The sequence below is a fragment of the Streptomyces sp. TE5632 genome, assembly GCF_054061295.1.
The window spans coordinates 3,735,455-3,760,928 of the sequence record NZ_JBSSEA010000003.1 but is presented as its reverse complement, the minus strand read 5'-3'; the positions used below and the strand labels follow the sequence as shown (position 1 = coordinate 3,760,928).

Sequence of the window (25,474 nt, the reverse complement as noted above, 5' to 3'; positions counted from 1 at the left end):
GGGGTCGGAGGGACACGTGCTGGTGACGCTAGACCGACGGAGAGTGCGGAAGCAGGGCCTCCGTATTTTCCCTCCCGACGCTCGCGGCACACGTGTCACTCGCCCCACGAACGTACGTCATGGCACGGTCGTGCCCCATTTCCCCCATACGGATCACAGGTCGCACGGCGGTGCGTCCGATGCCGGAAGCTGGCTGGTGTGAACCTCCCCGTGGCCGCCGTCCCACCGGGCGCGCTTCATCTCGAGGCGCGGCAGGTGCCCTTCCGCAGCCCGGCTCGCCTCCTTGAGCGGGGTGCCCTCCGCGCGGTAGTGGCCGAGGGCTCTCAGCTCGTGGCCCGGCAGCAGTACACCGTCCGCGCGGACGACACGCCACCACGGGACGGCTCCGCCGTAGAGCGCCATCACGCGCCCCACCTGGCGCGGGCCGCCCTCCCCCAGCCACTCGGCCACGTCGCCGTACGTCATGACGCGGCCCGGCGGGATCCGCTCGGCCACCTCGAGGACCCGCTCGGCGTACTCGGGCAGGGTGTCCGCGTGCCGGGGGCCGGTGTCGGACGGAAGGCTCTCCTGACTCATCCGCCCCATCCTGCCCCACCCCACCGACAACACGACCGACCATGTGACGGGTACGCGCGCGTGCGTACACCTCGCCCGGGGACCGCGCTTCGGGCAGACTGTGCGGCCCCGCACATGGACCCTGATGCCCCCTTGCGGCGGTACGGCATGCCACCATCGTGCGGGCGGTGACTGGTGATACGAGAGCAAGAAGAGGCGATGAAACAGCAGGGTGCGCACCCCGGGGACACGGCGGGCGCCTCTGACGCTTCGTCGCGCCCGGACACCGGGAACACCGGCCCGCAGGACGCCGACGTGCAGGACGCCGGCACCGAGGCGGCGGGAGAGCAGGCCGCTCCGGGCCCTCCCGGCGACACAGAAGGGGCAGGCGGGACAGAAGGGGCGGACGATACCGACGTCACCGATCCGGCGCACAGCGACGAGGTCGAGGGCGACGAACCCCTGCTCCCCGCGCGTGTGCACCGGCCGTCCGATCTCATGCGGCTGCTCGTCGGCGTACTCGCCGTCGGGGTGCTGCTGGCGGTCGCCGCCTTCGCCCACGGCACCACCTCGGGGCTGGAACAGGACATCACCAAGGGCACCGGTCAGGCGCCCGACCTACTCATCAAGATCGCCGGTCTGGCCTCCAGCATCGCGATCCTCCTCGTGCCGGTGGCCTTCGCCATCGAACGGCTGATCAAGCGGGACGGACTGCGCATCGCCGACGGGGTGCTCGCCGCCGTCCTCGCGCACGGCGTGACACTCGCCACCGATCTGTGGGTCGCGCGGGCCGCGCCCGGCTCGATCCAGGACGCGCTGACCCAGCCCTCCCCCGGCGACATCCACGCCCTCACCGATCCGGTGCACGGCTACCTGGCACCGGTCATCGCCTACATGACGGCCGTCGGCATGTCCCGCAGACCCCGATGGCGCGCGGTGCTGTGGGTCGTGCTGCTCCTCGACGCCTTCTCGATGCTCGTCACCGGGTACACGACTCCGTTCTCCATCATCCTGACGGTGCTGATCGGCTGGACCGTCGCCTACGGCACCCTCTACGCGGTCGGTTCGCCCAATGTGCGCCCCACCGGACAGACCCTGATGGCGGGCCTGCGGACCGTCGGCTTCCGTCCCGTGAGCGCGTCCCGTCAGGAGACGTCGGACGCCGTCGAGGCCGGGGACCGGGGCCGCCGCTACTTCGTCACCCTGGAGGACGGTCCGCCGCTGGACGTGACGGTGGTCGACCGTGAACAGCAGGCACAGGGCTTCTTCTACCGCACGTGGCGCAATCTGACCCTGCGCGGCTTCGCCACCCGCAGCAGCCTCCAGTCCCTGCGCCAGGCACTGGAGCAGGAGGCGCTGCTGGCGTACGCGGCCATCGCGGCCGGCGCCAACGCGCCCAAGCTGATCGCGACCTCCGAACTCGGCCCCGACGCGGTGATACTCGTCTACGAGCACAGCGGCGGGCGCACCCTGGACTCGCTGCCGGACGAGGAGATCACCGACGAGCTGCTGCGTGGCACCTGGCGTCAGGTGCAGGCGTTGCAGTCCCGCCGGATCGCGCACCGCAGGCTGGTCGGCGACGCGATCCTGGTGGATCGTTCCGGCAGGGTGATCCTCACCGACCTGCGCGTCGGTGAGATCGCCGCCGGCGATCTGCTGCTGCGCATGGACGTCTCCCAGCTGCTGGTGACGCTCGGGCTCAGGGTGGGCGCCGAACGGGCGGTGGCCTCCGCGCTGAGCGTGCTCGGCCCCGACGCCGTGGCGGACTGTCTGCCGATGCTCCAGCCCATCGCGTTGAGCCGCTCCACTCGTGGGACCCTGCGCCGGCTCGCCCGGGAACGGGCGCACCGCGACCGTGAGGCGGTCCTGGAGGCCTCCCGGCAGGCCAAGCTGCTCCGCGCGGAACAGGCCGCGGACCAGGTCGAGGGGCCTTCGGCCGGGTCCACCGCGGCCGGGAAGCCGGACAAGAAGACCGTGCGGGCGGAACAGCGGGCGGAGCAGCGGGCCGAGAAGCGGGCCATCGACGAGGCGCTGGAGGAGGCGCGCGACGAGGACCTGCTCACGCAGATCCGGCACGAGGTGCTGCGGATCAGGCCGCAGGCGCCGGTGGAGCCGGCCCGGCTGGAGCGGGTGCGTCCGCGCACGCTGATCAGTTTCATCGCCGGTGCCATCGGCGCGTACTTCCTGCTGACGCAGCTCACCCACATCGAGTTCGGACCGCTGATCGCGGGCGCCGAGTGGGGCTGGGTGGCGGCCGCCGTCCTGTTCTCGGCGGGCAGCTACTTCGCCGCCGCCCTGGCGCTGCTGGGGTTCGTCCCGGAGCGGGTGCCGTTCGTCAGGACGGTGGCGGCGCAGGTCGCCGGGTCGTTCGTGAAGATCGTCGCCCCGGCGGCGGTGGGCGGTGTCGCCCTGAACACCCGGTTCCTCCAGCGTGCCGGGGTGCGGCCGGGGCTCGCCGTGGCGAGTGTCGGCGCGTCGCAGTTGTTCGGGCTGGGCTGCCACATCCTGATGCTGCTGTCGTTCGGCTATCTGACGGGTACCGAGAAGACGCCGTCGCTGTCTCCGTCCCGCACGGTCATCGCCGGTCTGCTGACGGTGGCGGTGCTGGTGCTCGTGGTGACGTCGGTGCCGTTCCTGCGGAAGTTCGTCGTCACGCGCGTGCGGTCGCTGTTCGCGGGTGTCGTGCCGCGGATGCTCGATGTGCTGCAGCGCCCGCAGAAGCTGATCACCGGCATCGGCGGCATGCTGCTGCTCACCGCCTGCTTCGTGATGTGCCTGGACGCCTCCATCCGGGCGTTCGGCGACGAGACGACCTCGATCAGCATCGCCAGTGTCGCCGTCGTCTTCCTCGCGGGCAACGCGCTGGGGTCGGCGGCGCCCACCCCGGGCGGTGTGGGCGCGGTCGAGGCGACCCTGACGGTCGGTCTGATCGCGGTGGGGCTGCCCAAGGAGGTCGCCGCGCCGGCGGTGCTGCTGTTCCGGCTGCTGACCCTGTGGCTGCCGGTGCTTCCGGGCTGGCTGGCCTTCAACCACCTCACCCGCAAGGAAGCGCTGTAGTTCAAGGAGTCGCGCCAAGCGGGGGCCGTCTGCTCCTGCTTTCCGCGAAGTAGCAGGTCAGAGGGTTATCCACAGGTTTCCCCGTGAACCCGGGATCTGCCTACCATGGCCTGACCGCCATCCGCCGCACGGTGCGGACGGCCCGCGAGGGGGGATGTGGCACATGACGCGTTTCGCACGGTGGACGGCTCTGACGGTCTCCGCCGCGCTCCTGGCGGCGGGGTGCGGCGGCTCGTCCGATGACGAGAGCGACGGGACGGCGCTCGGCTGGGGGCGCTGCGAGGCCTCCGACGGCGCGCCCGCACCCGGCGACGACTGGCAGTGCGGCACGCTCGAGGTGCCGCTCGACTGGTCGAAACCGGACGGCGAGACGATCGAACTGGCCCTGATCCGGGCGAAGGCCACGGGAGACGACCGCCTCGGGTCGCTGCTGTTCAACTTCGGCGGCCCCGGCGGCTCCGGCGTGTCGATGATGCCCTCCTACGCCCCGAACGTCTCGAAGCTGCGCGAGCGGTACGACCTGGTGAGCTGGGACCCGCGGGGAGTGGCCGCCAGCGAGGGCGTCCGCTGCCGGGAGAACGAGGAGATCCAGGCGGCCGAGTCGGTGGACACCACCCCGGACACCCCGGCCGAGGAACAGGCCTACCTCAAGGACGCCGCGGACTTCGGGCAGGGCTGCCAGGATGCGGCCGGAAAGCTGATGGCACACGTGTCGACCGCCGACACCGCTCGCGACCTGGACCACATCCGGCAGACACTCGGCGACGACAGGCTGAACTACTTCGGGATCTCGTACGGCACCGAACTCGGCGGGGTCTACGCCCATCTGTTCCCCGAGAAGGTGGGCCGGATGAACCTCGACGCGGTCGTCGACCCGACCGCCGACACGGTGGGGCACGCCAAGAACCAGGCGCGCGGTTTCCAGCGCGCGCTGGACAACTATCTGAAGTCCACCGGGCGGGACCCCGAGCAGGGGACGCGCGAGATCGCGGAACTGCTGGACCGGATCGACGCCGAGCCGCTGCCCACCTCCTCGGCCGGCCGGGAGCTGACCCAGACACTGGCACTGACCGGCATCGTCCTCCCGCTGTACACCAAGGAGGGCTGGCCCGCGCTGACCAGCGCCCTGCGGGCCGCGGAGGAGGGGGACGGCTCGGAACTGCTCGCGCTGGCCGACGGCTACAACGAACGCGACGCGTCGGGCCGCTACGGCACGACGACCCACTCGCAGCGGGTCATATCGTGCTCGGACGCCAGGCAGCGGCCGACGGCCGCGCAGACGAAGAAGCTGCTGCCGGAGTTCGAGCGGATCTCGCCGGTGTTCGGGCCGTTCCTCGGCTGGGACACGGCGGGCTGGTGCCACGACTGGCCGGTGCCGGGCCAACACGACACCCCGGAGGTGGGCGCCCCGGGTGCGGCACCGATCCTGGTGATCGGCAACACCGGCGACCCGGCCACCCCGTACGAGGGCGCCCGGAGGATGGCGGACGAGCTGGGCAAGGACGTGGGGGTCGTGCTCACCTGGAAGGGCGAGGGCCACGGCGCGTACGGCAGTGGGAGCGACTGCGTCGACTCCACGGTGAACACGTACCTGCTGGACGGCAAGGTGCCGAAGGACGGCAAGGTCTGCTCATGACGACGGCGGGGGTCTCGCGCACCCGTGGTGCGCGAGACCCCCGCCTCGGCCTCTCGTTCGGATCAGGCCGGCATCGCGGTGGTGACCCGGGGTCAGTAGATCGGCTTCGACGGCTCGATCTGGTTGACCCAGCCGACCACGCCGCCGCCGACGTGGACGGCGTCGGCGAAGCCCGCGGACTTCAGGACCGCGAGGACTTCCGCACTGCGGACACCCGTCTTGCAGTTCAAGACGATCTTCTTGTCCTGCGGCAGGCTCTCCAGGGCGTTGCCCATGAGGAACTCGTTCTTCGGGATCAGCCGGGCGCCGGGGATGGAGACGATCTCGAACTCGTTCGGCTCGCGGACGTCGATGAGCTCGATGTTCTCGCCCTCGTCGATCCACTCCTTGAGCTGCTTGGGAGTGATCGTGGCGTCGGCGGCCGCCGCCTGGGCCTCCTCGGAGACGACGCCGCAGAAGGCCTCGTAGTCGATGAGCTCGGTGACGGTCGGGTTCTCGCCGCAGACCGCGCAGTCGGGGTCCTTGCGGACCTTGACCTGGCGGTACTGCATCTCCAGGGCGTCGTAGATCATCAGGCGGCCGACCAGCGGCTCACCGATGCCAGCGAGGAGCTTGATGCCCTCGTTGGCCTGGATGGAGCCGATGGACGCGCACAGCACGCCCAGGACGCCGCCCTCGGCGCAGGAGGGGACCATGCCGGGGGGCGGGGGCTCCGGGTAGAGGCAGCGGTAGCAGGGACCGTGCTCGGACCAGAACACGGAGGCCTGGCCGTCGAAGCGGTAGATCGAGCCCCAGACGTAGGGCTTGTTCAGCAGCACGCACGCGTCGTTGACCAGGTAGCGGGTCGCGAAGTTGTCAGTGCCGTCGATGATCAGGTCGTACTCGCTGAAGATGCCCATCACGTTGTCGGACTCGAGCCGCTCTTCGTGCAGGACCACGTTCACGTACGGGTTGATGCCCTTGATCGTGTCTCGCGCGGACTCGGCCTTCGGCCGGCCGATGTCGGCCTGGCTGTGGATGACCTGCCGCTGCAGGTTCGACTCGTCGACCTCGTCGAACTCCACGATGCCGAGCGTGCCCACACCCGCCGCGGCCATGTACATCAGCCCTGGCGAACCCAGGCCACCGGCGCCGACGAACAGCACCTTGGCGTTCTTCAGCCGCTTCTGCCCGTCCATCCCCACATCGGGGATGATCAGGTGGCGGGAGTACCTGCGAACCTCGTCTACGGTGAGCTCGGGGGCCGGCTCGACCAGGGGGGGCAGCGACACGGGGACTCCGTTGGTCGGTCAATCACTACGGTTGTTCTCCCCCCAACACTGCCATGGCCTTTTTCATTCCGAGACACCCATCCCGACCCGCGAGACGAGATCGTCCCAGTAGCCGGGCAGCGGTTCCCAGGGATCGGTCCGGCCGTCGCGGGCCGTGCGGTCGGTGAAGTAGATGGTCGCGGCACCCTGCCAGCGGGCGATGCGCAGCGCCTCCTCCAGGTGCGGTCCGGGCACTCCGTGGACGAAGTGGCAGAACCGCTCGGGCGGATGGTCCGCGGTCCATTCCGCCACCTGCGACCAGCGGTAGTCGCTCCACGGGCCGGAGAAGGTGACCAGTTGGTCCGCGATCTCGGCGTGGCCGGGGTCCGGGTGGGTGCCGTGACCGAGGACGATGTGGGCATCGTCACGGATCGCGCGGAGTGCGCCGACCGTCCGCCGGACCTCGGGGAGCGCGGCACGGTCCGCGGGGCAGCGGTCCAGGAGGAATCCGTCGGCCTGGTACCAGTCGATGAACCGGTGGGCGTTCGAGACCAGCTCGCCGAAGCCTCTCAGGCCGTATGCCGAGTCGAGATGGCCCAGGATGCGGACACCGGCGTTGCGCAGCCGGCCGGCTGCCTCCAGGCAGTGCGGGTCGGGTTGCACGCCGGGACCGTTGGCCACGTTCAGAACGACCCAGTGCAGAGGGCTTCCGTCTCCCGGGCGGGTGAGCGCGTTCCATTCGGCCGGGGCGAGGAGGGGGTGCGCCAGTCCGGGGACGCCGAAGCCGGTACGGACGCCGGTATCGGCACCGGTGCCGGGTCTGACCCGGGGGGTCAGATACGACATGCCGCCTCCATCCAGATGTCGGCGAGGGACTCCTCGAGGTTGATCCTGGGGCGCCAGCCCAGCCGGTCGCGCGCGGTGCGCACGTCCGCCTGCTGCCAGCTCCCGCAGCCGTCCGGGTACGGGTACGCGGCCGACGCCGCGTGGTGGTCGGACTCGCTCCGCGGGTGGCCGACGCCCGGCCTGAGATGCGGAGTGTGGGCGGTGTGGCCCGTGTGGGTGGCGTGGCCACCGTGGATGCCATGGGCGGCCTGGGCACCGGGCGGGCCGTCGAGTTCGTGGAGGACCCCGCCGTATCCGGCCACGCGGGCGAGGACCGCGGCGGCATCCCGCAGGCGGACGGCGCGGCCCGAACCGATGTTGATGACACCCTGCGCGGCGGAGAGCGAGGCGGCGTGCACGGCACGGGCCACGTCCCGGACGTCGACGAAGTCGCGCTGGGCGCCGAGACCGCCGAGTTTCAGTTCGCCGTCGCCGGACTGCATGGCGCGCCGCATCGCCTCGGCGAGGCGGCCGAGCGGGGAGCCGGCGGGGGTGCCGGGCCCGGCGGGTGAGAAGACCCGCAGGACCACGGCGTCCAGCCCGGAGCCGAGAACCAGTTCGGTCGCGGCGAGCTTGCTGACGCCGTACGGGCCGCCGGGACGGGGGACGGCGTCCTCCGCCGTGGAGGAACCGGGCTGACTGGGGCCGTACTCCGCACTGCAGCCGATCTGCACGAGGCGGGCGCCACAGCCACTGCGGCGCAGGGCCTCGCAGACGGTGGCGACGGCGACGGTGTTGTGCCGGGTGAGTTCCCGGGCACCGCCACGGGTGGCACCGGCGCAGTTGACCACCACGCCGGGATGGACGGCGTCGAGGAACCGGGTGAGCGCGCCGGGGCTGCCGGTGGCGAGGTCGAAGCGGACGTCGGCGTCGTCGCCGCGGCCGAGGGCGGTGAGCTGGACGGCCGGGTCGGCGAGCAGACGGTCGGCGACGAAACGGCCGAGGTACCCGTTGGCTCCGATCAGCAGAACTCTCATCGGGCGGCTCCTGTGGCGGCCGGGGCCGCTGGGCGGGTGATCATGTGGGATCTCCTTGGAGTGGGGCCTGCGGCCGGGCGTGCGCCGAGGCTCGGGGGAGTGTGCGGGTTGCGTGGATCAGGAGGGTCAGGGCCGCCGCGCCGCAGGTGAGAGTCGGGACGGCGGTGGGGCCCCAGGTGGTGACCAGGCTTTCCACGGGCGCGGCCAGCGCGCCGCAGCCGGGGAGGCGGGCCGCGAAGACCGTGGCCAGGGCGGCGGCCTGGGCCAGGGCGGTGGCGACGAGGATCACCTTCGGGGCGCGGGTGAAGCCGTGGAGGGCGAGGAGGTGGGCCAGGAAGAGGAGGGCGCCCAGGGAGAGCGCTTCGAAGGGGACGACGGGTTCGTCCAGGGCCGTGGCGCAGAGGGAGAGGAGAACGGCCAGAGCGCACAGGAACAGTGCGAGGACGCCGAACAGCAGGGGGCGGACGGAGGCGGTGAAGTCTTCGAAGCCTCGGCTGGTCGCGAGTCTGCGGCGGGCCCGTGCGGTGAACAGGCCCGCGCCCCAGGCACCGGGGGCGCAGGCCAGGGTGAGGGCCAGGGCCGGAGCGACGGTGAGCGGCCAGTCGCCGTCGGCGGCGCCGGTGGGCGGGCCGTCGGGGCCGCCGGTGATCGCGGTGTGGAGCAGACCGTCGCCCAGGACGGCGTAACCGATGAGCCAGCAGGTCCACGTCGCCGTGCCGGGGGCGGGTGGGCGGGCGGCGCTGAGCGGGCCCCGGCGCAGGACCGCGCGCGCGGCCAGGGCGACGGCGAGCACGCCCGCGGCGACCGCGTAGAGGCGGGTCTGGCCGTGGGTGAGGCGCAGGGCGGTCACCGACGCCACACCGAGGGCGCCGGGGAGCAGCGTGAGGGCGATCCAGCCGGCGCGGGCCTCGGGGGCGGCGGTGGCGGAAGGACCGGGTGCGTCGTGGTCGCGGGGGATCCGGGCGTACAGCTCCTCCGCGAGGGAGAAGACGTCCCGGTGCCGGAAGCGTGCGGCGGTCCGGTCGGTGACGCCGTGCGCCTCCAGGCCCGCCGCGATCTCCAGGGGGTCCACGGCACGTTCGCACAGCTCGCGGTGGCGGTGCAGCAGCGCCTTCACGGGGTCGGCGGTGCCCGGGCGGGTGGTGGCGGGCCGGGCCGGATCCCGGTCCAGTTCGTCGAGTCCGGTCATCGTGCCGCCTCCGTCGCGGGGACCAGTGGTGTGGCCGGCACCGGGGTGGTCGGCCTCAGGATGTCCGTGGCCCGCTCGGGGGTGCCGGTGGCCCAGCCGGGGGCGGTGCGGAACGGCGGGCGGGAGGCGGAGCCGGACCAGTCGCCGGGGACGTGGACCTCGGCGGGGGTGGCGAAGGGCAGGGGGTCACCGGTGTCGTTCAGGAGGACGCGGTGGACCGGGCTGCGCGCCACGATCTCCAGGTACAGGTCGTGGAACGCGGCGACGTTCTGCTCGACGGTGAACAGTTCGAGTGCGCGGGCGCGCGCGGCGGCGCCGAGGCGCGCCCTGCGCTCGGGGTCGCGCAGCAGCGCGACGCATGCCTCCGCGAGCGCCCGCGGGTCGCGGGGCGGTACGACGAGACCGGTTCCGCCGATGACCTCGACCACCGCGCCGACGTCCGTGGACACCGTCGCACGGGCGGAGAGCATCGCCTCGACGAGACCGGCCGGGAACCCCTCGACGACACTCGACAGGACGATCACGGCGCCCGAGGCATACGCCTCGGCCCGGCCGGTGGGTTCCGGGCCGCCGATCTCCTCGAAGGACACCGGACCGGTGCCGGCGGAGTGCGGGCCGCCCTCGGCTCCGTCCGGGAAGAGCCGCGCGGCCAGCGCCCGGCAGTGCTCGAGGTAGGCGGCACCCTCCGGGCCGGCCGGGCCGCCGATGATCCGCAGGCGGGCCCCGGACACCTCCGCGCGGATACCGGAGAACGCGTGCAGCAGTGAGACCAGGTCCTTGGCGGGCTCCACCCGGCCGATCCACACGAGGGTGTCCGGGTCCGCGCGCTCCGGGGACTCCTCCGCCCCCGCGAAGGGCGTGGCGTCCATTCCGGGGTGGATGGTGCGGATCCTCGCCCGGTCGGCACCGCAGCGTTCCTGCCAGCGACGGGCGTGGGCGTTGCCCGGGGTGACGAACGCGGCCCGCCGGTAGGTCTCGGCGGCGAGCCGGCCGTGGAAGGCCGCGAGCAGGGACCGGACCGCGGGCGGGGCGTCCGGGCGGGTCAGGTAGTGCGTGCGCAGCCGTACGCCGTACTCGGTCACCAGCAGGGGGACGTCGAAGAAGTGGCCGGCGAGCAGGCCCGGCAGGGCGGCCGTGTCCCCGGAGGCGGCATGACACAGGTCGACCGCGCCGAGCCCGTCCTCCTCGTACCAGTCGAGCGAGAGGGGGCGCAGGGCCTGCTGCAGATGGGCGGCCACGGCCAGCAGGTCCGGTACCCGGGCCTCCCGCGCGGCCCGCAGCACGCGGGGCGCACGACAGGCGCGTTCCAGGGTTCGTACGGCGGTCTCGGAGCGGAGAGCGGCGTCGAGACCGCCCTCGTCGTGGGCGAGTTCGGCAAGGCCGTACAGAGCGTGGGCGAAACGGTCCGCCTCGGCCGGGGTGCGGTTCGTCGCGGGGGCCGCCGTGCTGAGCACGGCGGCGAGTTCGCCGTAGTGCTCGGTGAATCGCCGGCGCGCGCGCCTGCCGTACACCACCCCGTCGTCCTCGGTCGGCCACAGCGGCGCGGTACGCACCCTGGTGACCTGCGGCGGCAGCGGTACCCAGCCGGCGTCCTCCTGGGCTTCGCTGCGGCTGAACGCGTAGACGTCGAACTCGTGGTGCCCGAGTCCGCGCACGAGACGGTCGCACCAGAGTCCGGCGTCACCGCCCACATACGGATAGCCACCCTCCGTAAGCAGTCCGATGCGCACGAGTGCACCCCCGATCTCCCGTATGGGGAGCCGCCGTTGGTCCGACGGCTCGCAGCGGGACGAACGTATGCGGACAAGGTGGGGGTGTGATGGACGGTTGTCCGTCGCACCACCAAAAGGGGTGAACGGTCGTAACTTTCTCGCACGGGGCGCGTTTGGTCGCGCTATGCGATCAGCTGACGACGGGCGCGCCGGGCGCTCCCTGCCGGGCCGTCAGCCCTTCGGATACGGCCAGGGGTTCGGCCGGCAGCTGATTCCGTCGTGGTCGAGGAACTTGGTCTGCTGCTGCATGACCGGCGCCAGATCGCCGTCCTTGTCGCAGGTGAGGTGGTTGTACCCCAGGCGGTGGCCGATCTCGTGGTTGATCAGCATCTGCCGGTAGGCGAGAAGCTCGTCGCCGTACGTCTCGGCGCCCTGCGCCCACCGGAACGCGTTGATCATCACGCGCTCAGTGGCCGCCGAGTCGCAGGAGACGTTGTCCACCGTGGTGTCGAGTCCGGACCTGGCGCACCAGTCGGCGGTCGTCTCGGGGCTGGCGAGCGTGATGACGAAGTCGGGTCGGCCCGAGTGGATGCGCTCGAAGGCACGGGCGCCGTTGTGCGACCAACTGCGGTTGTCGTTGAGCGTCCGCTGCACCGCCTCGGCGAAGAGTTCACCGTCGAGGCCGAGCCCCTGCTCCACATCGACGCGGTAGGTGAGCTTCTGCCCCTTGCCCCGCGCCTTGTCGATTCCGGGGATCGCGTCGAACTTCCCCGAGCCCTCGAGGGAGTCGGCGATCGGATACCTCTTCTCCATCTTCTGCGCGTACGTCAACGGCCCGGCGCCGGACGACGTCTCCGAGGCGTCGTCCCGCCCGGCCCCGCGCGAGCCGGCGTCCCGGACGTCGCGCGCCGCCTGGTCGGTGACGGACTGCGCCTGTACGTCGTCGGCGGCGGCATCGTGTTCGTCGGCGACCTGGCCCGCCACGACGACGGCCAGCACGGTGGTCACGGCGGCGGCCGCGATCCCGGTGAACGCGCGCCCCTTGGCGCCCTTGGTCTCCGCCAAAGCTCCGGTGGGCGGCGCGTCGTCGTAGAGGTCGGCCGAGGCGCGGGCGGCCGACACGGTGCCCCAGTCGGTGACGGCGGCGTAGGGGTCCGCCGCGTGCGCGGGGTCCGCGGCGAAGGTCCGGCGGGCCGGATCGCGGGGCGTGAAGAGGTCGCCCTCCTCACCGAAGGCGTCGAGGTAGTCCTGTCGCGGGCCGCGCGGATCTCGCGGTCCCCGCGCTTCCCACGGGCCCTCGGGGGGCGCCTGGCGCTGTCGCGGCAAGGGCACGCCCCCGCCGGCCGGTCCGGGGTGCCCCGGGTACCCGGGATATCCGACCCCCGGGCTCTGTCCCCTCAACTCGCCCCAGCCACCGCCGGGTTCCCACTGCTCGGGATGCCCGCCACCACGGACGTGCGGAACGCCGTGAACGGGGGTGCCGTCGGGCAGTCGCGGCACTCCGCGCGCGGGCGTCCCGTCCGGAAGCCACCCGTCCGGCAGGCGCGGCATCTCGTGAGCGGGGGGCCCGTATTCCGCAGGCGGACCGTGGTCCGGCGCTCCACGGCCTGGCGGAACCAGGCCGTCCGGCCGGGCTCCTCCCCGGCCGTCGCTGCCCCGGCCGCCCCGGGACCTCCGGTCGGCACGTGCCGCCGGATCCGCGGTGCCGCCCTTGGGGGCGGGTCCACGACGGCTGTGGCGTCCCACGCGGTGCCTCAGCCCCTCAGGTTCTCGGCGGTGGCCCCGCCGTCGGCGGTCTCGTCCGCAGCGGTGCCGGCGGCCGAGCCCGGGGCGCTCTTCGCGCCCGGCTCCAAAGTATCCCCCTCAATCACCGAATCCGTTGCATCCGCGAGGAGTTCACGGAAAGCGGCGGCCACGACCTCGGGGTACTCCATCATCGCCACGTGCCCCGCGTCGGGCAGGGTGACCAGTCTGGAGTCGCGGAACGCACGGGCCGCGCGCCCGGCCATGCGGAAGCCGACGAGCTGGTCCCGGCCGCCGTACAGCAGCAGCGTCGGCGCGAGTACCCGCTCGGCCTGGCGCCACAGGCCGTGCTGACCACCCAGGGTGTACGCGTTGACGAGTCCCCGCGCGGAGCGCGCCATGGCGTCCCAGAAGTACGGCAGCCGCAGTCGCCGCTCCATCTCCTGCACGGCGTTGCGGAACGCCTCCGGCGACACCTGCGCGGGGTCCCCGTAGCAGAGCGCGACGACGCCGCGGACGCGCTGCTCCGCCGACCACTCCTGGGTGATCCGGGTGAAGAGCCGGGCCACCCCGGGCACCGCCAGCAGTCCCGTGGGCACCGCGGTGCGCTGCACCCGCAGCTCGGGGAGGGCCGGTGACACCAGCGTGAGCGTACGGACGAGGTCGGGGCGTACGGCGGCGACGCGGGTGGCGACCGCTCCGCCCAGCGAGTTGCCGGAGAGGTGCACGGGGCCGCGCCCGGAAGAGTCGAGATAACGGATCACCGCGCGTGCGTGCGCCGAGATCGAGTAGTTGCCGTCGTCCGGGGGCGGCGAGTCGCCGAAGCCCGGAAGGTCGACCGCCTCGCTGGCGACGACGTCGTCCAGGTGCGGCATCAACGCCGACCAGTTCTGCGACGACCCTCCCAGCCCGTGGACGTGGAGCGCGGGCGGCAGGCCCTCACGCGCGGGGGGCCTCGACCGCACCGACAGGGTGACGCCGGGCAGTTCGACCGATCTGAGGCGCTCGCCCTCCGCCACCCTGACGGCGGCCACCCTGGGCAGCACGGTCGCGGGCGGCACGGACGGCAGGTCGGTCGAGGACATGCCGCAATGTTACGAGACGATCACACGGGGACTCGTGTGTTCGCGGTCACAGGGGCAGTGCCGGACACCGGCCGGCCACCGCGGGCCCCGCTGTGCGCACCGTGTCACAACCCGATCGCGGATCGCATAGCGCCCGGATCGGGTGTCTCCTAGGCTCATACCGAGGGCACCCGCATGTGGCCCCGCACTCTCCGGGGACGTTCATAGGAAGGGAGCCCAGCCATGGCCGTAGATCCCACCGACCCCGAGACGTTCGAGGAAGCCGAGGACGCCCGCGAGGACCAGGAGTACGACGTCGAGGCACCCGAGGTCGACGCGGCCGAACAGCGCGCGGACCTCGAACAGGACCGCGACGAGCCGCTGACCGGCGCCGACGCAGACCGCGCCAACGAGGCGGACCTGGCCGAGCAGGCCAGGGTCGTCTCCCTTCACGAGGACGACTACCGGTGAACCGGTGAAGAGGACGACCACCGGTGAAGGTGACGGTGCCGGAGCAAGGAGGCATCATCCGGGAGGGAGGCGCCATCCTGCCCCCATTGACAGGTTTTGAAACAGTACATACCCCTTTCGCCGCAGTCCGGTCCGTGAAATTCTGCGCTCTCAGCGCGCACACCACGGTTACCGAAAAGTACGATGGCGGCGCGGCTCACACCGCACGTGGACGAGAATGGGAGGCGGCGTGACAGCCATCGAGCAGACAGAGGCCGTGCGCCCGAGGGGCACACGCCTGCCGCGCCGTGCCCGACGGAACCAGTTGCTGGGCGCCGCCCAGGAAGTATTCGTCGCACAGGGCTACCACGCGGCGGCGATGGACGACATCGCCGAGCGTGCGGGGGTCAGCAAGCCGGTGCTCTACCAGCACTTCCCGGGCAAGCTCGATCTCTATCTGGCCCTGCTGGACCAGCACTGCGAGGCGCTGATCCAGTCGGTGCGCCACGCGCTCGCGTCGACGAGCGACAACAAGCAGCGCGTACGGGCGACCATGGACGCCTACTTCACGTACGTCGAGGACGACGGTGGGGCCTTCCGCCTGGTCTTCGAGTCGGACCTGACGAACGAGCCCGCGGTGCGCGAGCGCGTCGACCGGGTCACCAACGACTGCGCCGAGGCGATCTGCGACGTCATCGCCGAGGACACCGGCCTGTCACGCGAGGAGTCGATGCTGCTCGCCTCGGGGCTGGGCGGTCTGGCCCAGGTGGTGGCGCGGTCCTGGCTGCACAGCGACCGCAGTGTGCCCCGCGACCAAGCGGTGCAGTTGCTGACCTCGCTGGCCTGGCGGGGCATCGCCGGATTCCCGCTGCACGGCAACGAGCAGCAGTTCTGACGGCTCCCAGGAGCGCCGCCGGGCGAACGGGGAGCATTTGTTCCCGTCGATTGTTCGCTCCTGGCGTTGCGGGGGCTGAGCGTGCACATCCCCTCACCGGGCTAATGTGTGCTGGGTACAGCGCGGAAGGTCGCGCACTTCACTGACCGTCGGAGGGACATAGCCGTGGAGGTCAAGATCGGCGTGCAGCACGCGCCCCGCGAGATCGTTCTGGAGAGCGGTCAGAGTGCCGAGGAGGTCGAGCGCGTGGTGGCCGAGGCACTGGCCGGAAAGTCGCAGCTGCTGACTCTCGTGGACGAGCACGGCCGTAAGGTCCTGGTCCCGGCCGACCGTCTCGCGTATGTCGAGATCGGCGAGCCGGCCCCGCGCAAAGTGGGCTTCGGCGCGCTGTAGGCGACGACCGGCAGACAGCCGGAAGGGCCCGGCGGCATCGGAATCTCGATACCGCCGGGCCCTTCCGTGTCCCTCTCGGTCCCTCCCAGTCCCTCCCAGTCCCTCCCGCACCGTTACCCGTTCAGCCCTTCTCCCCTTGCCGTTCCCCCCGGCGTCGCCAGCCGTCTCCCCCACCGCTTCCCGCGCCCCCGCCCTTCACTGGTGGAGCACGGGTCGCGCACAAAGGAGGATTGGGTTTCGCAGGTCAGGGGTAAGTCGGGCTACGACCGATGCGATCAGGCCGGCCATGTGGGAGGGACCCCCGACATGCTCTTGGAAACGCTCAGCTCAGCGATCCTCGGCCTGGCCCTGGCCTGGGCGGCCACGCGCCGCCTCCCGCACCGCCTCCCCGCCCGCGCGCTGGTCCTGTCGACCGGTGTGGCCGGGGCCGTGTTCGGCGCGCTGATCACACACAGCGCGCTGGACGCGGGCAGCCCGCTGACGGTCCTGTCCGGCGCCGCGATCGTCTCCGTGGCCTCGGTGTCGCTGCTGCTGCGCCCCACGGGGAGACTCCGCGGCCGGTCGGCGACCGCCTGACCGGCCGCCGACGCCGGCACGGGACCTGACCGGGGCGGCTCTCTCAGGCCGCCAGCCCCAGGGCGGCCATCCGCTTGGTGTGGGCCTCGGTGATCCGGGAGAACATCCTGCCGACCTCCGCGAGGTCGAAGCCGTCCGCGACACCGCCGACGAGCATCGTCGACAGCGCGTCCCGGTCGGCCACCACCCGCTGCGACTGGGACAGCGCCTCACCCATCAGCCGGCGTGCCCACAACGCGAGCCGTCCGCCCAGGCGCGGGTCCGCGTCGATCGCCGAGCGCACCTTCTCCACGGCGAAGCCGCCGTGCCCGGTGTCGTCGAGCACGGTCAGCACCAGCGCCCGGGTGTCGGAGTCCAGACGGACCGCGACCTCCCGGTAGAAGTCACTGGCGATGGAGTCTCCGACGTAGGCCTTGACGAGCCCTTCGAGCCAGCCGGAGGGCGCCGTCTGCTTGTGGAAGCCCTCGTACGCGGCGACGAACGGCTCCATGGCGGCGGTCGGCTCCTCGCCGATCTCGGCCAGCCGGTCGCGCAGCCGCTCGAAGTGGTGGAACTCGGCCGACGCCATCTTGGCCAGTTCCGCCTTGTCCTCCAGCGTGGGAGCCAGCTTGGCGTCGTCCGCGAGCCGCTCGAACGCCGCGAGTTCTCCGTACGCGAGCGCGCCGAGCAGGTCCACGACGGCGGCGCGGTACTGCGGGTCGGCGGAGGCGGCCGTCCAGTCCAGGGCGGCGACGCCGGTGGGTGCGGCCGGGGTGTCGGGGGTTCCCTCGGCTTGGTCAGGCTTGTCAGAGCTCGTCATAAACCGCACAATAGCCCGCTGATCGGGGGCCGGAAGGCGCTGGTCAGCAGGTGTGACGACGACGACGTGGCCAAATCGGCCATGGCGTGTGCGCGAATTCGGGGTATGGTGGTAATGCGCCTGCCGAATACTTTGACGTGTTCGACGGGGCGTATGTATGAGGATGCCCGGTCGGAGGCCCGATCGGCTCCGCCCCGACCGCTCTCCCTGACCGTACGGCACATTGCGTACGACGATCGGAGGGACCCTCAGCGGTACGAGCGCTAGAGCGTCGGCAGTGGTCCCGTGCCCTACGGCATCCCCGTAAGGCAGCCGACGTCCCCGGCACGGTCCATAGACGACCCCCCGCGCTCGCCTCGCACCGCGCACACAGAAGAGGCAGCACCCTGACTACGTTCCGAGAGCTCGGGATTCTCCCCGAGACCGCCGAGGCCCTGGAAGCCGTCGGCATCGTCACCCCCTTCCCCATCCAGGAGCTGACGCTCCCCGTGGCCCTGTCGGGCACGGACGTCATCGGCCAGGCCAAGACCGGCACCGGAAAGACGCTCGGCTTCGGCCTTCCGCTCCTCGAGCGCGTGACCGTCCCGGCGGACGTGGAGGCCGGGCGCGCGAAGCCCGAGGACCTCACCGACACCCCGCAGGCGCTGGTCGTCGTCCCCACCCGCGAGCTGTGCACGCAGGTCACCAACGACCTGCTGACCGCCGGCAAGGTGCGCAACGTGCGCGTCACCGCGATCTACGGCGGCCGGGCCTACGAGCCGCAGGTCGAGGCCCTGAAGAAGGGCGTCGACGTGATCGTCGGCACCCCGGGCCGGCTGCTCGACCTGGCGGGGCAGAAGAAGCTGAACCTGAAGCATGTCAAGGCCCTCGTCCTCGACGAGGCCGACGAGATGCTCGACCTGGGCTTCCTCCCCGACGTCGAGAAGATCATCAACCTGCTTCCGGCACGCCGTCAGACCATGCTGTTCTCGGCCACCATGCCGGGCGCGGTCATCGGGCTGGCCCGCCGCTACATGTCGCAGCCCACGCACATCCGCGCCACCACGCCGGACGACGAGGGCGCGACGGTCGCGAACACCACGCAGTTCGTCTACCGCGCGCACAACATGGACAAGCCCGAGATGGTCTCGCGGATACTGCAGGCCGACGGCCGGGGACTGGTCATGGTCTTCTGCCGCACCAAGCGCACCGCCGCCGACCTCGCCGACCAGCTGGGGCAGCGCGGTTTCGCCTCCGGCGCGGTCCACGGCGACCTCGGCCAGGGCGCCCGCGAGCAGGCGCTGCGCGCCTTCCGCAACGGCAAGGTGGACGTGCTCGTCTGCACCGACGTCGCCGCCCGCGGCATCGACGTCGAGGGTGTGACGCACGTCATCAACTACCAGTCGCCCGAGGACGAGAAGACGTATCTGCACCGCATCGGCCGTACGGGCCGCGCGGGTGCGAAGGGTACGGCGATCACGCTGGTCGACTGGGACGACATCCCGCGCTGGCAGCTGATCGACAAGGCGCTGGACCTGGGCTTCAGCAACCCGCCGGAGACGTACTCCACCTCCCCGCACCTGTTCACCGACCTCGGCATCCCCGAGGGGACGAAGGGTGTCCTGCCGCGCTCGGAGCGCACCCGCGCCGGGCTCGACGCGGAGGAGCTGGAGGACCTGGGTGAGCCGGGCGGCCGCGGCCCGCGCGGCGGGCGCGGCGGCCGGAGCGACCGGAGCGACCGGAGCGACCGGAGCGTCCAGGGTGACTCCGAGCGTGAGCGTCCGACCCGTACGCCGCGCCGCCGGCGCCGTACGCGCGGTGGGGCCCCGCTGGACGACTCGGCGCAGCCGGCGGCCCCGGCCGTCGAGGGCTCCGATGAGGCCGACGCCGGTACGGCTCCCCGCACCCCGCGCCGTCGTCGCCGTACGCGCGGTGGGGCGGCCGCCGAGGTGACGACCACCCCGGTGACCGCGGTCGAGTCCACCGGGACCACGCGGTCCGCCGAGCCTGCTGCCGAGCACGTCGAGCCCGCCGAGTCGGCCGTCGCGACGGCCGAGGGCAGCGCGGTCGGAGACGCTCCGGAGACTCCGGCGGCGCCGCGCCGCCGGACCCGCAAGGCCACGGCTGCTACGGCCCCTGCGGCCGAGGCGGTGGTGGACACCGTCGCGGGGACCACCGAGTCCACCGCGGAGGAGACCGGGACGAAGCCCCGGCGCACCAGGACGCGGAAGACGGCCGCCGCTGAGGCCACCGAGGCCGGTACGACCGCGGCCGGCATCCCGGCACAGGCCGCCCCGGAGGCGGAGGCCGCCGAGGCGAAGCCCCGGGTCCGCCGCACCCGCAAGACCGCCGCCAAGGCCGAGACGGGCGTGGACACGGCCGAGGCCGCCGAGGCGAAGCCGCGCCGCACCCGCAAGGCGGCCACCGCCGTGCAGGAGCCGGAGGCCGCGGTGGACGCCACGGCCGAGGCGAAGCCCCGGCGCACCCGCAAGACGGCAGCCGCCACAACCGCGCTCGACACCGCTGAAGCCGTCGAGGCCGCCGAGGCCAAGCCGCGCCGCCGCACCCGCAAGACCGCTGAGGCCACCGAGGCCGGTACGACCGCGGCCGGCATCCCGGCGCAGGCCGCCCCGGAGGCGGAGGCCGCCGAGGCTAAGCCCCGGGTCCGCCGCACCCGCAAGACCGCCGCGACGGCCACCGCGGAGCCCAGGGAGGCCTGACGCACCACCCGACGGCCCGGTCCCCCACCCGTGGGGCCGGGCCGTCGGCGTCGGCCGGTCCCTGCTGCCCGCTACCCTCACCCCGTGACCAGCCACCCCACCCCCGCTTCCGCTCCCCCTCCGACCCCGGCCCCCGCCTCCGCCCCGCCCACCGGCGCTCGGGCGTACCGGCTCCGCACGTCCCGTGGGGAGTTCGCCGTCGTCGACGTGCCACCGGCCGACGGGGTCGAGCCGAAGGGCGTCGTGCTGGCACTGCCCGGGTTCACAGGGAGCAAGGAGGACTTCACGCTGCTGCACGGGCCGCTCGCCGCACGCGGGTACCGCAGCGTCGCCGTGGACGGGCGGGGGCAGTACGAGTCGGACGGTCCCGCTGACGACGAGTCCGCTTACGCCCGGGCCGAGTTGGCGCGGGACGTGCTCGCGCAGGCGGAGGCGCTCGGCGCGGCTGCGCCGCTGCACCTCGTCGGACACTCGCTCGGCGGCCAGATCGCCCGTGCGGCCGTGCTCGAGGACCACTCCCCGTTCCGTTCGCTCACCCTGATCTCGTCGGGCCCCGCCCGGATCTCGGTCTCCCAGGAGCAGCGCGTGAAGCTGCTGCGGGACGCGCTCGCCCGGATGTCGATGGCGCAGTGCTGGGAGGTGATCCTGGCCATGGGCCCGCCGGAGGAGGTCGGCGGTCCGGCTCGTGGGCTCGGCGGCCAGGAGCATCTGCGCCGCCGCTGGTTGGCCACCAGGCCTGCACAACTACTATCCACAGGACGGCAGTTGTGCACGGAGCCGGACCGAGTCGCCGAACTCGCCGCCGTTCCGCTGCCGTTCCATGTGCTGTCGGGTGCGCACGACGACACCTGGCCGGTACCGGACCTCGATGCCATGGCCGTACGGCTGAACGCGCACCGCACGGTCGTCGCCGGCGCCGAGCACTCCCCCAACGTCGACCGGCCCGCGCCCACGGCACACGCCCTCGCCGCCTTCTGGGACCGGCTCCACGAAGAGGGCCACGGCAACGGCACCCTGCACCACGGCTGACACCACCGGGGGCGTGCCGTCAGTACTGCGCCTGTAGGTGGGACCAGAAGCCGTCGCGCAGGGCGCGTCTCAGGTCCGCCTGGCCGCGCAGGGAGTACTGCAGCAGGCCCTCGGCCTCCACCAGCAGGTCCTGGTCGACCGAGCCGGGCAGGTAGGGGTGGCCGGGCAGCAGTTCCACCAGCGTGTCCCGGCCCCGTTCGGCGAGCCACTTCGCGGCGATCTGCGCACCGACGAAACGGACGTCCTCGCGGGTGGGCCGGCCTGCCGCGGGCTCGTACGCGGGGGCCGTGCGCCGGGAGACGTACGGCTTGAAGAAGTCGAGTTCGAAGGTGCGCTGGCTGTCGACCTCCCAGAGCAGGGGCTCGGCCTGGTTGCGCCCCTCAGTGGCCTCGATCCCCCAGAGATGGACGCGGGCGCCGTACCCCTGGGCGGCCTCGACCGCCGGGACCAGGTCCTCGTCGCCGCCCAGCAGGGCCGCGTCGCTGATGGCTCGGTGCCGGGCCAGTGACTCCAGGTCGGAGCGGATCAGGGAGTCGACGCCCTTCTGCTGGTTGTTGGCGTTGAGGTTGCCGAGGCGGACCTTGACGTCGGGGAGTTCCGCGATGGTCTGCTGCTCGGCGGTGTGGATGCGGCGCCGGGCCCCGTCGTACCAGTAGACGCGCAGCAGCCTGCTGTCCGCGAAGATGGTGCGGGCCCGGTCGATGAGTGCGTCGATGAGCCCCTCGGCGTCGAGGTCGAAGGCCCTGCGGTCCTCCGTCCCGGCCACCAGCCGCCCCGCCGCCGCGTACAGGTAGCCGGCGTCGACGAAGATCGCGTGCGTCGAGGGCGTCTTCGCGACCTCGGCGAGCATGCGCTGGAGCAGTTCGTTCGTGCGGTCGATACGGGAGTTCAGATCCGCGAGGTCATCGTTCATCATCTCTATTGTCCTGGCGGTCACTGTGCGAACACAAACGGTCCCGGCCGGTCCCCTTCGAAACGCTTATCCATCAGCACGTGATCGATCTTTAGTCGATCAAATAATTTCCTTAGCGTAGGGAATGTTTGCCGGGGGTAACTCGTTCACCACTGATGGCACACGAGCCGATCCGGCCCGTGGCCGTCCACCCCGCGGTTCTCCTTCAGGAGGACGACCAGACGAAGGGAGAAGTGCTTGCACTTCGAAATCATGCGACTCGACGACATCGACGGCACCGCCGTGGACAGCACCGTTGTGGATGCCGCCTCCGTCAACCGTATCGTTCAGCAGGCCGCCGCCATCGGGCAGCGCCTGTGGATCCGCCCGGCCGACACACCCGCCTCATGACGCGGGACGCGCGATGACGTGAGACGCGCGTTGACGCGGGACGCGCACCGCGGGGCGGTCAGCCGCCCTGGATCACCTGCGTGACCCCGTTGATGATCTGCTGCACGGCGATCGCGGAGAGCATCATGCCCGCGAGGCGCGTCACCAGGACCACCCCGCCGTCCTTGATGACCCGGATGATCAGCAGCGAGTACCGCATGACCAGCCACAGCACGACGTGGACGGCGAGGATCGCCGCCCACACCGACACCTGGGCGGTCGCGCCGTCCGCCTTCTGCACGGCGAGGATGACCGACACGATCGCGCCGGGACCGGCCAGCAGGGGCATGCCGAGCGGGACCAGCGCGACGTTGACGTCCTTGGTCTGCTCGGGCTCGTCGGTCTTGCCGGTGAGCAGGTCGAGCGCGATCAGCAGAAGCAGCAGCCCGCCCGCGATCATCAGCGCCGGCACGGACACGTGCAGGTAGTCGAGGATCTGCTGCCCCACCAGCCCGAACAGGACGATCACGCCACCGGCCACGCAGACGGCCTGGAAGGCCATCCGCTTCTGCGCCTTGGCGGGACGCCCCGCGGTCAGGGCCAGGAAGATCGGGGTGATCCCCGGGGGATCCATGATGACGAAAAGGGTCAGGAAGAGGGAGCCGAAGACGGCGACGTCGAACATGAGTGCCTTGCTGAGAACGAGCGAGCGCGGAGCGCTCGAGGAAAGAGCTCAAGGAACGAGCCGGGGGAAAGAAGGGCGTCGGCGCCCCGGACAAGGGGACGACGATCCGGAGGAGCGGGTGGGGCGTGCGGGCGTGGGACTCAGGCGCCGCCGGCCCCCGGCACCGGGAACGCGCCGGTCGCGCGCCGCGTGATCTCGCCGTACACCTCGGGGTCCGTCGTGAACTCGCCCAGCTCGCAGCTCTTCCGGCTGCCGTGGTAGTCGCTGGACCCGGTCACCAGCAGTCCCAGTTCCTTCGCGAGGCCCCGCAGTCGCGCCCTGGTCTCGGGGTCGTGGTCCATGTGGTCGACCTCGATGCCGTCGAGGCCGGCCTCGGCCAGCTCGGCCATCACGGACTCCGGTACGGTCCGGCCGCGCTTGACGGCGGCCGGGTGGGCGAACACCGCGACCCCGCCCGCACCCTTGATCAACCGGAGCGCTTCGAAGGGGTCCGTCTCGTGCTTCTCCATGTGGGCCCGGCCGCCGTCGGCCAGCCACTGAGGGGTGAACGCGTCGTCCACGCTCGCCACCACGCCCAGTTCGACGAGTGCGGTGGCCACGTGCGGGCGGCCCACCGAGCCGTCGCCGGCGATCCGCGCGACCTGCTCCCAGGTGACGGGCACGCCCAGGCCGTTCAGCTTGGCGACCATGCCCCGGGCCCGCGGCACCCGGTCGTCCCGGACCAGCTCGCGCTCGGCGAGCAGAGCCGGCTCCGCGGGGTCGAAGAGGTAGGCCAGCATGTGCATGCCGACACCGTCGAGTCGGCAGGAGAGCTCGGCGCCGGTCACCAGCGTGAGCCCCGCGGGGAGCGCGGCGAGGGCCTCGGCGTGACCACGGGTGGTGTCGTGGTCGGTCAGCGCGACGACGTCGAGACCGGCAGCGGCGGCCTTGCGGACCAGGTCGGCCGGGGAGTCCGTACCGTCGGACGCGGTGGAGTGGGTGTGCAGATCGATACGCACGACGCGTTGCTCCAAGCGGTGGCCGACGGACAGGGACGCCCCAGGATAACCGTATTTCCGAACGTCCCTGTCACACCCGAACCCACCCTGCGCCCCCTACCGCACGCCGGCCCCACAGGACCTACGGTCTCGCCTCCATCAGCCGCGGTGACAGCGCCCCGCAGGGCACCAGTTCCACCTCGGCCCCGGCGTCCCGGAGGTCGGTGAGGACCAGCTCGTCGTACATCAGGAGCCCGGACTGCTCGGGCCAGAGCACCGCCCACAGCCACATCCCGAGCGCCTCGCCCGCGAAGACCGCCCGGTCGTCCGGCGCCTTGGAGACGTGCCAGAGCGGGGTCGGCCGGCCGGCGGCCAGCACCTTGGTGTCGGCGGGCTTCTCGACGTCCAGATACGGGCCGGGATCCGGGCCGTCGACGCCCGCGTACCGCGCGCCCAGCCCGACGCCGAGCTCCTCGGCCACGAGGACGAGTTCACCCATGCCGCCGAGCGGTCCGGGCCCGGTGCAGGCGACGGCGGTGGCCCGGCCGCCGCTGCGGTCGTCACCCGCCGAGGCCACGCCGGTGAACAGCCAGCCCACCGGCAGCGGCCACGGCATCCACACCGGCACCTGGGTACGGTGCACGACGACGTTGAGGGCGTCGACGCTCGGCGGTATCACGGGCTGGACCGGATGCACCACGCCGTGCACATCGCACTGCCACGCATCGGAGAAGAGGCCGGGAGCCCTGACCCGGCCACCACACTTCGGGCAACTGGGTTCGCCCCTCATAGGGCCCCACGGTCCTACCCCCGCACCGTCACGTCAAGGACGATCACCCGTCCGGACCGAACCGGTCACCCGGAACCGGACGCTTTCTGCTCGGCCCGTCCGGCCGTCCGGTCCGGCCCACCGGCCCGGACGGCACCCTGCGCTCTCCCGTCAACATCGGCCGGAAAGCGGCCAGTTGACGAGAAGGGGGGGTGAGCTTGCTCACTCCAGCGGGACGGAGGCGCGGGCGGGATGTCTCAGGTCCGTGCCCCGGGCCAGCCAGCGCTCCTGGAGCGCCTGGGCGCCGTGCACCCGCTTCCAGGCCGCCTCGTTCGGAGTCATCGGCAGCAGCGGCAGGAACCGTACGGGCTCCAGGGGCTCGTCGAGCTCCAGGTCCTCCACCAGGCCGCCCGGCTCGGCGACCAGCACCGAGGTGAACGGGGCCCCGGGCCACAGCGGTTCACCGACGTCGAGGGAGGCGCCGGGGGCCACGACCACGCCCTCGACCTGCGGGGACGCCGCGAGCACGGCGAGCGGACGGAGCACCTTGTCGGTGTCGGCGAGACCGGCCCGTACGGACAGCAGCAGTTCCACGCGCGGGCCCGCGACCGGGTCCGCGACCACCGCGGTGGGGTCGGCCATGGGCTGCGCGGACATGCCGAGGGTGGCGTAGCGCACGATGTCGCCCTCGCGGAAACGCAGCACCTCGAAGCGGTCCGTACCCAGGAAGGTGACCGCCGCGCGTGCGTCCGGTTCGCCCAGAGCCGTACGCAACCGGGCCTCGACCAGAGGAAGAACATCAGCCATGCGGCGAGCATAGAACTCGCCAGGAGCAGGCGAAGCGGCGCCTTG

General features: G+C 72.2%; 23 protein-coding genes. 9 read left to right on the top strand and 14 right to left on the bottom strand.

What is annotated here, in order from left to right:
- Window positions 1-153: 153 nt before the first annotated feature.
- Window positions 154-576: an MGMT family protein gene (locus ACVW19_RS22500; protein ID WP_457461247.1), complete on the bottom strand. Its 423-nt coding sequence runs from the start codon at window positions 574-576 to the stop codon at window positions 154-156.
- 198 nt (window positions 577-774) lie between these two features.
- On the opposite strand from ACVW19_RS22500, the gene ACVW19_RS22495 reads away from it, so the two are divergent.
- On the top strand, window positions 775-3,612 hold the full coding sequence (locus ACVW19_RS22495; RefSeq protein WP_457461246.1) for a lysylphosphatidylglycerol synthase domain-containing protein: 2,838 nt from the start codon (window positions 775-777) through the stop codon (window positions 3,610-3,612).
- 163 nt (window positions 3,613-3,775) lie between these two features.
- Window positions 3,776-5,248: an alpha/beta hydrolase gene (locus tag ACVW19_RS22490; RefSeq protein WP_457461245.1), complete on the top strand. Its 1,473-nt coding sequence runs from the start codon at window positions 3,776-3,778 to the stop codon at window positions 5,246-5,248.
- 92 nt (window positions 5,249-5,340) lie between these two features.
- On the opposite strand, the gene moeZ is transcribed toward ACVW19_RS22490, so the two are convergent.
- From moeZ to ACVW19_RS22455, 7 genes are all read right to left on the bottom strand, one after another.
- Window positions 5,341-6,519 (bottom strand): adenylyltransferase/sulfurtransferase MoeZ, encoded by a 1,179-nt coding sequence (gene moeZ, locus ACVW19_RS22485; protein ID WP_457461243.1) that lies wholly within the window; start codon window positions 6,517-6,519, stop codon window positions 5,341-5,343.
- A gap of 63 nt (window positions 6,520-6,582) precedes the next feature.
- Window positions 6,583-7,344, bottom strand: a complete 762-nt coding sequence (locus ACVW19_RS22480; protein WP_457461242.1) for a spherulation-specific family 4 protein — start codon at window positions 7,342-7,344, stop codon at window positions 6,583-6,585.
- Window positions 7,332-8,360, bottom strand: a complete 1,029-nt coding sequence (locus ACVW19_RS22475; RefSeq protein ID WP_457461240.1) for an NAD-dependent epimerase/dehydratase — start codon at window positions 8,358-8,360, stop codon at window positions 7,332-7,334. Before ACVW19_RS22475 ends, ACVW19_RS22480 begins: the two co-directional genes overlap by 13 nt.
- Window positions 8,361-8,400: 40 nt before the next feature.
- Window positions 8,401-9,549: a hypothetical protein gene (locus ACVW19_RS22470; protein WP_457461238.1), complete on the bottom strand. Its 1,149-nt coding sequence runs from the start codon at window positions 9,547-9,549 to the stop codon at window positions 8,401-8,403.
- Window positions 9,546-11,279 (bottom strand): DUF3492 domain-containing protein, encoded by a 1,734-nt coding sequence (locus ACVW19_RS22465; RefSeq protein ID WP_457461236.1) that lies wholly within the window; start codon window positions 11,277-11,279, stop codon window positions 9,546-9,548. The genes ACVW19_RS22470 and ACVW19_RS22465 overlap by 4 nt, the downstream gene beginning before the upstream one ends.
- 213 nt (window positions 11,280-11,492) lie before the next feature.
- Window positions 11,493-13,007, bottom strand: coding sequence for a DUF3152 domain-containing protein (locus ACVW19_RS22460; protein WP_457461235.1), 1,515 nt, complete (start codon window positions 13,005-13,007; stop codon window positions 11,493-11,495).
- Between the two features lie 8 nt (window positions 13,008-13,015).
- Entirely contained in the window at window positions 13,016-14,089 is a 1,074-nt protein-coding gene (locus ACVW19_RS22455) for an alpha/beta fold hydrolase (RefSeq protein ID WP_457461234.1), read from the bottom strand.
- A 222-nt stretch (window positions 14,090-14,311) separates the two neighbouring features.
- Here ACVW19_RS22455 and ACVW19_RS22450 point away from each other — a divergent pair, with 222 nt between their 5' ends.
- From ACVW19_RS22450 to ACVW19_RS22435, 4 genes are all read left to right on the top strand, one after another.
- Window positions 14,312-14,539, top strand: coding sequence for a hypothetical protein (locus tag ACVW19_RS22450; protein WP_202277954.1), 228 nt, complete (start codon window positions 14,312-14,314; stop codon window positions 14,537-14,539).
- A gap of 229 nt (window positions 14,540-14,768) precedes the next feature.
- Entirely contained in the window at window positions 14,769-15,413 is a 645-nt protein-coding gene (locus tag ACVW19_RS22445; protein ID WP_109377021.1) for a TetR/AcrR family transcriptional regulator, read from the top strand.
- A gap of 165 nt (window positions 15,414-15,578) precedes the next feature.
- Complete coding sequence (locus ACVW19_RS22440) at window positions 15,579-15,806, top strand: DUF3107 domain-containing protein (RefSeq protein WP_202277955.1); 228 nt, start codon at window positions 15,579-15,581, stop codon at window positions 15,804-15,806.
- A 306-nt stretch (window positions 15,807-16,112) separates the two neighbouring features.
- Window positions 16,113-16,382 (top strand): hypothetical protein, encoded by a 270-nt coding sequence (locus ACVW19_RS22435; RefSeq protein WP_457461231.1) that lies wholly within the window; start codon window positions 16,113-16,115, stop codon window positions 16,380-16,382.
- A 43-nt stretch (window positions 16,383-16,425) separates the two neighbouring features.
- On the opposite strand, the gene ACVW19_RS22430 is transcribed toward ACVW19_RS22435, so the two are convergent.
- On the bottom strand, window positions 16,426-17,181 hold the full coding sequence (locus ACVW19_RS22430) for a ferritin-like fold-containing protein (protein WP_457461229.1): 756 nt from the start codon (window positions 17,179-17,181) through the stop codon (window positions 16,426-16,428).
- A gap of 488 nt (window positions 17,182-17,669) precedes the next feature.
- Here ACVW19_RS22430 and ACVW19_RS22425 point away from each other — a divergent pair, with 488 nt between their 5' ends.
- Together ACVW19_RS22425 and ACVW19_RS22420 are read left to right on the top strand one after the other, a co-directional pair.
- Window positions 17,670-19,880: a DEAD/DEAH box helicase gene (locus tag ACVW19_RS22425; protein ID WP_457461228.1), complete on the top strand. Its 2,211-nt coding sequence runs from the start codon at window positions 17,670-17,672 to the stop codon at window positions 19,878-19,880.
- 84 nt (window positions 19,881-19,964) lie between these two features.
- Window positions 19,965-20,909 carry an alpha/beta fold hydrolase gene (locus ACVW19_RS22420; protein WP_457461226.1) on the top strand — a complete coding sequence of 315 codons (945 nt, stop codon included), beginning with the start codon at window positions 19,965-19,967 and terminating at the stop codon, window positions 20,907-20,909.
- Window positions 20,910-20,928: 19 nt separating this feature from the next.
- On the opposite strand, the gene ACVW19_RS22415 is transcribed toward ACVW19_RS22420, so the two are convergent.
- Window positions 20,929-21,822: an NYN domain-containing protein gene (locus ACVW19_RS22415; protein ID WP_457461224.1), complete on the bottom strand. Its 894-nt coding sequence runs from the start codon at window positions 21,820-21,822 to the stop codon at window positions 20,929-20,931.
- A 237-nt stretch (window positions 21,823-22,059) separates the two neighbouring features.
- Here ACVW19_RS22415 and ACVW19_RS22410 point away from each other — a divergent pair, with 237 nt between their 5' ends.
- On the top strand, window positions 22,060-22,212 hold the full coding sequence (locus ACVW19_RS22410; protein WP_202277958.1) for a hypothetical protein: 153 nt from the start codon (window positions 22,060-22,062) through the stop codon (window positions 22,210-22,212).
- A gap of 58 nt (window positions 22,213-22,270) precedes the next feature.
- Here ACVW19_RS22410 and ACVW19_RS22405 read toward each other — a convergent pair whose 3' ends face one another.
- From ACVW19_RS22405 to ACVW19_RS22390, 4 genes are all read right to left on the bottom strand, one after another.
- Window positions 22,271-22,876, bottom strand: a complete 606-nt coding sequence (locus ACVW19_RS22405) for a MarC family protein (RefSeq protein ID WP_457461223.1) — start codon at window positions 22,874-22,876, stop codon at window positions 22,271-22,273.
- Between the two features lie 140 nt (window positions 22,877-23,016).
- Window positions 23,017-23,874, bottom strand: coding sequence for a PHP domain-containing protein (locus ACVW19_RS22400; RefSeq protein WP_457461221.1), 858 nt, complete (start codon window positions 23,872-23,874; stop codon window positions 23,017-23,019).
- A 121-nt stretch (window positions 23,875-23,995) separates the two neighbouring features.
- Window positions 23,996-24,643 carry a DUF6758 family protein gene (locus ACVW19_RS22395; protein WP_457461219.1) on the bottom strand — a complete coding sequence of 216 codons (648 nt, stop codon included), beginning with the start codon at window positions 24,641-24,643 and terminating at the stop codon, window positions 23,996-23,998.
- 201 nt (window positions 24,644-24,844) lie between these two features.
- Entirely contained in the window at window positions 24,845-25,429 is a 585-nt protein-coding gene (locus ACVW19_RS22390) for a suppressor of fused domain protein (RefSeq protein ID WP_363039634.1), read from the bottom strand.
- Between the last annotated feature and the right edge of the window lie 45 nt (window positions 25,430-25,474).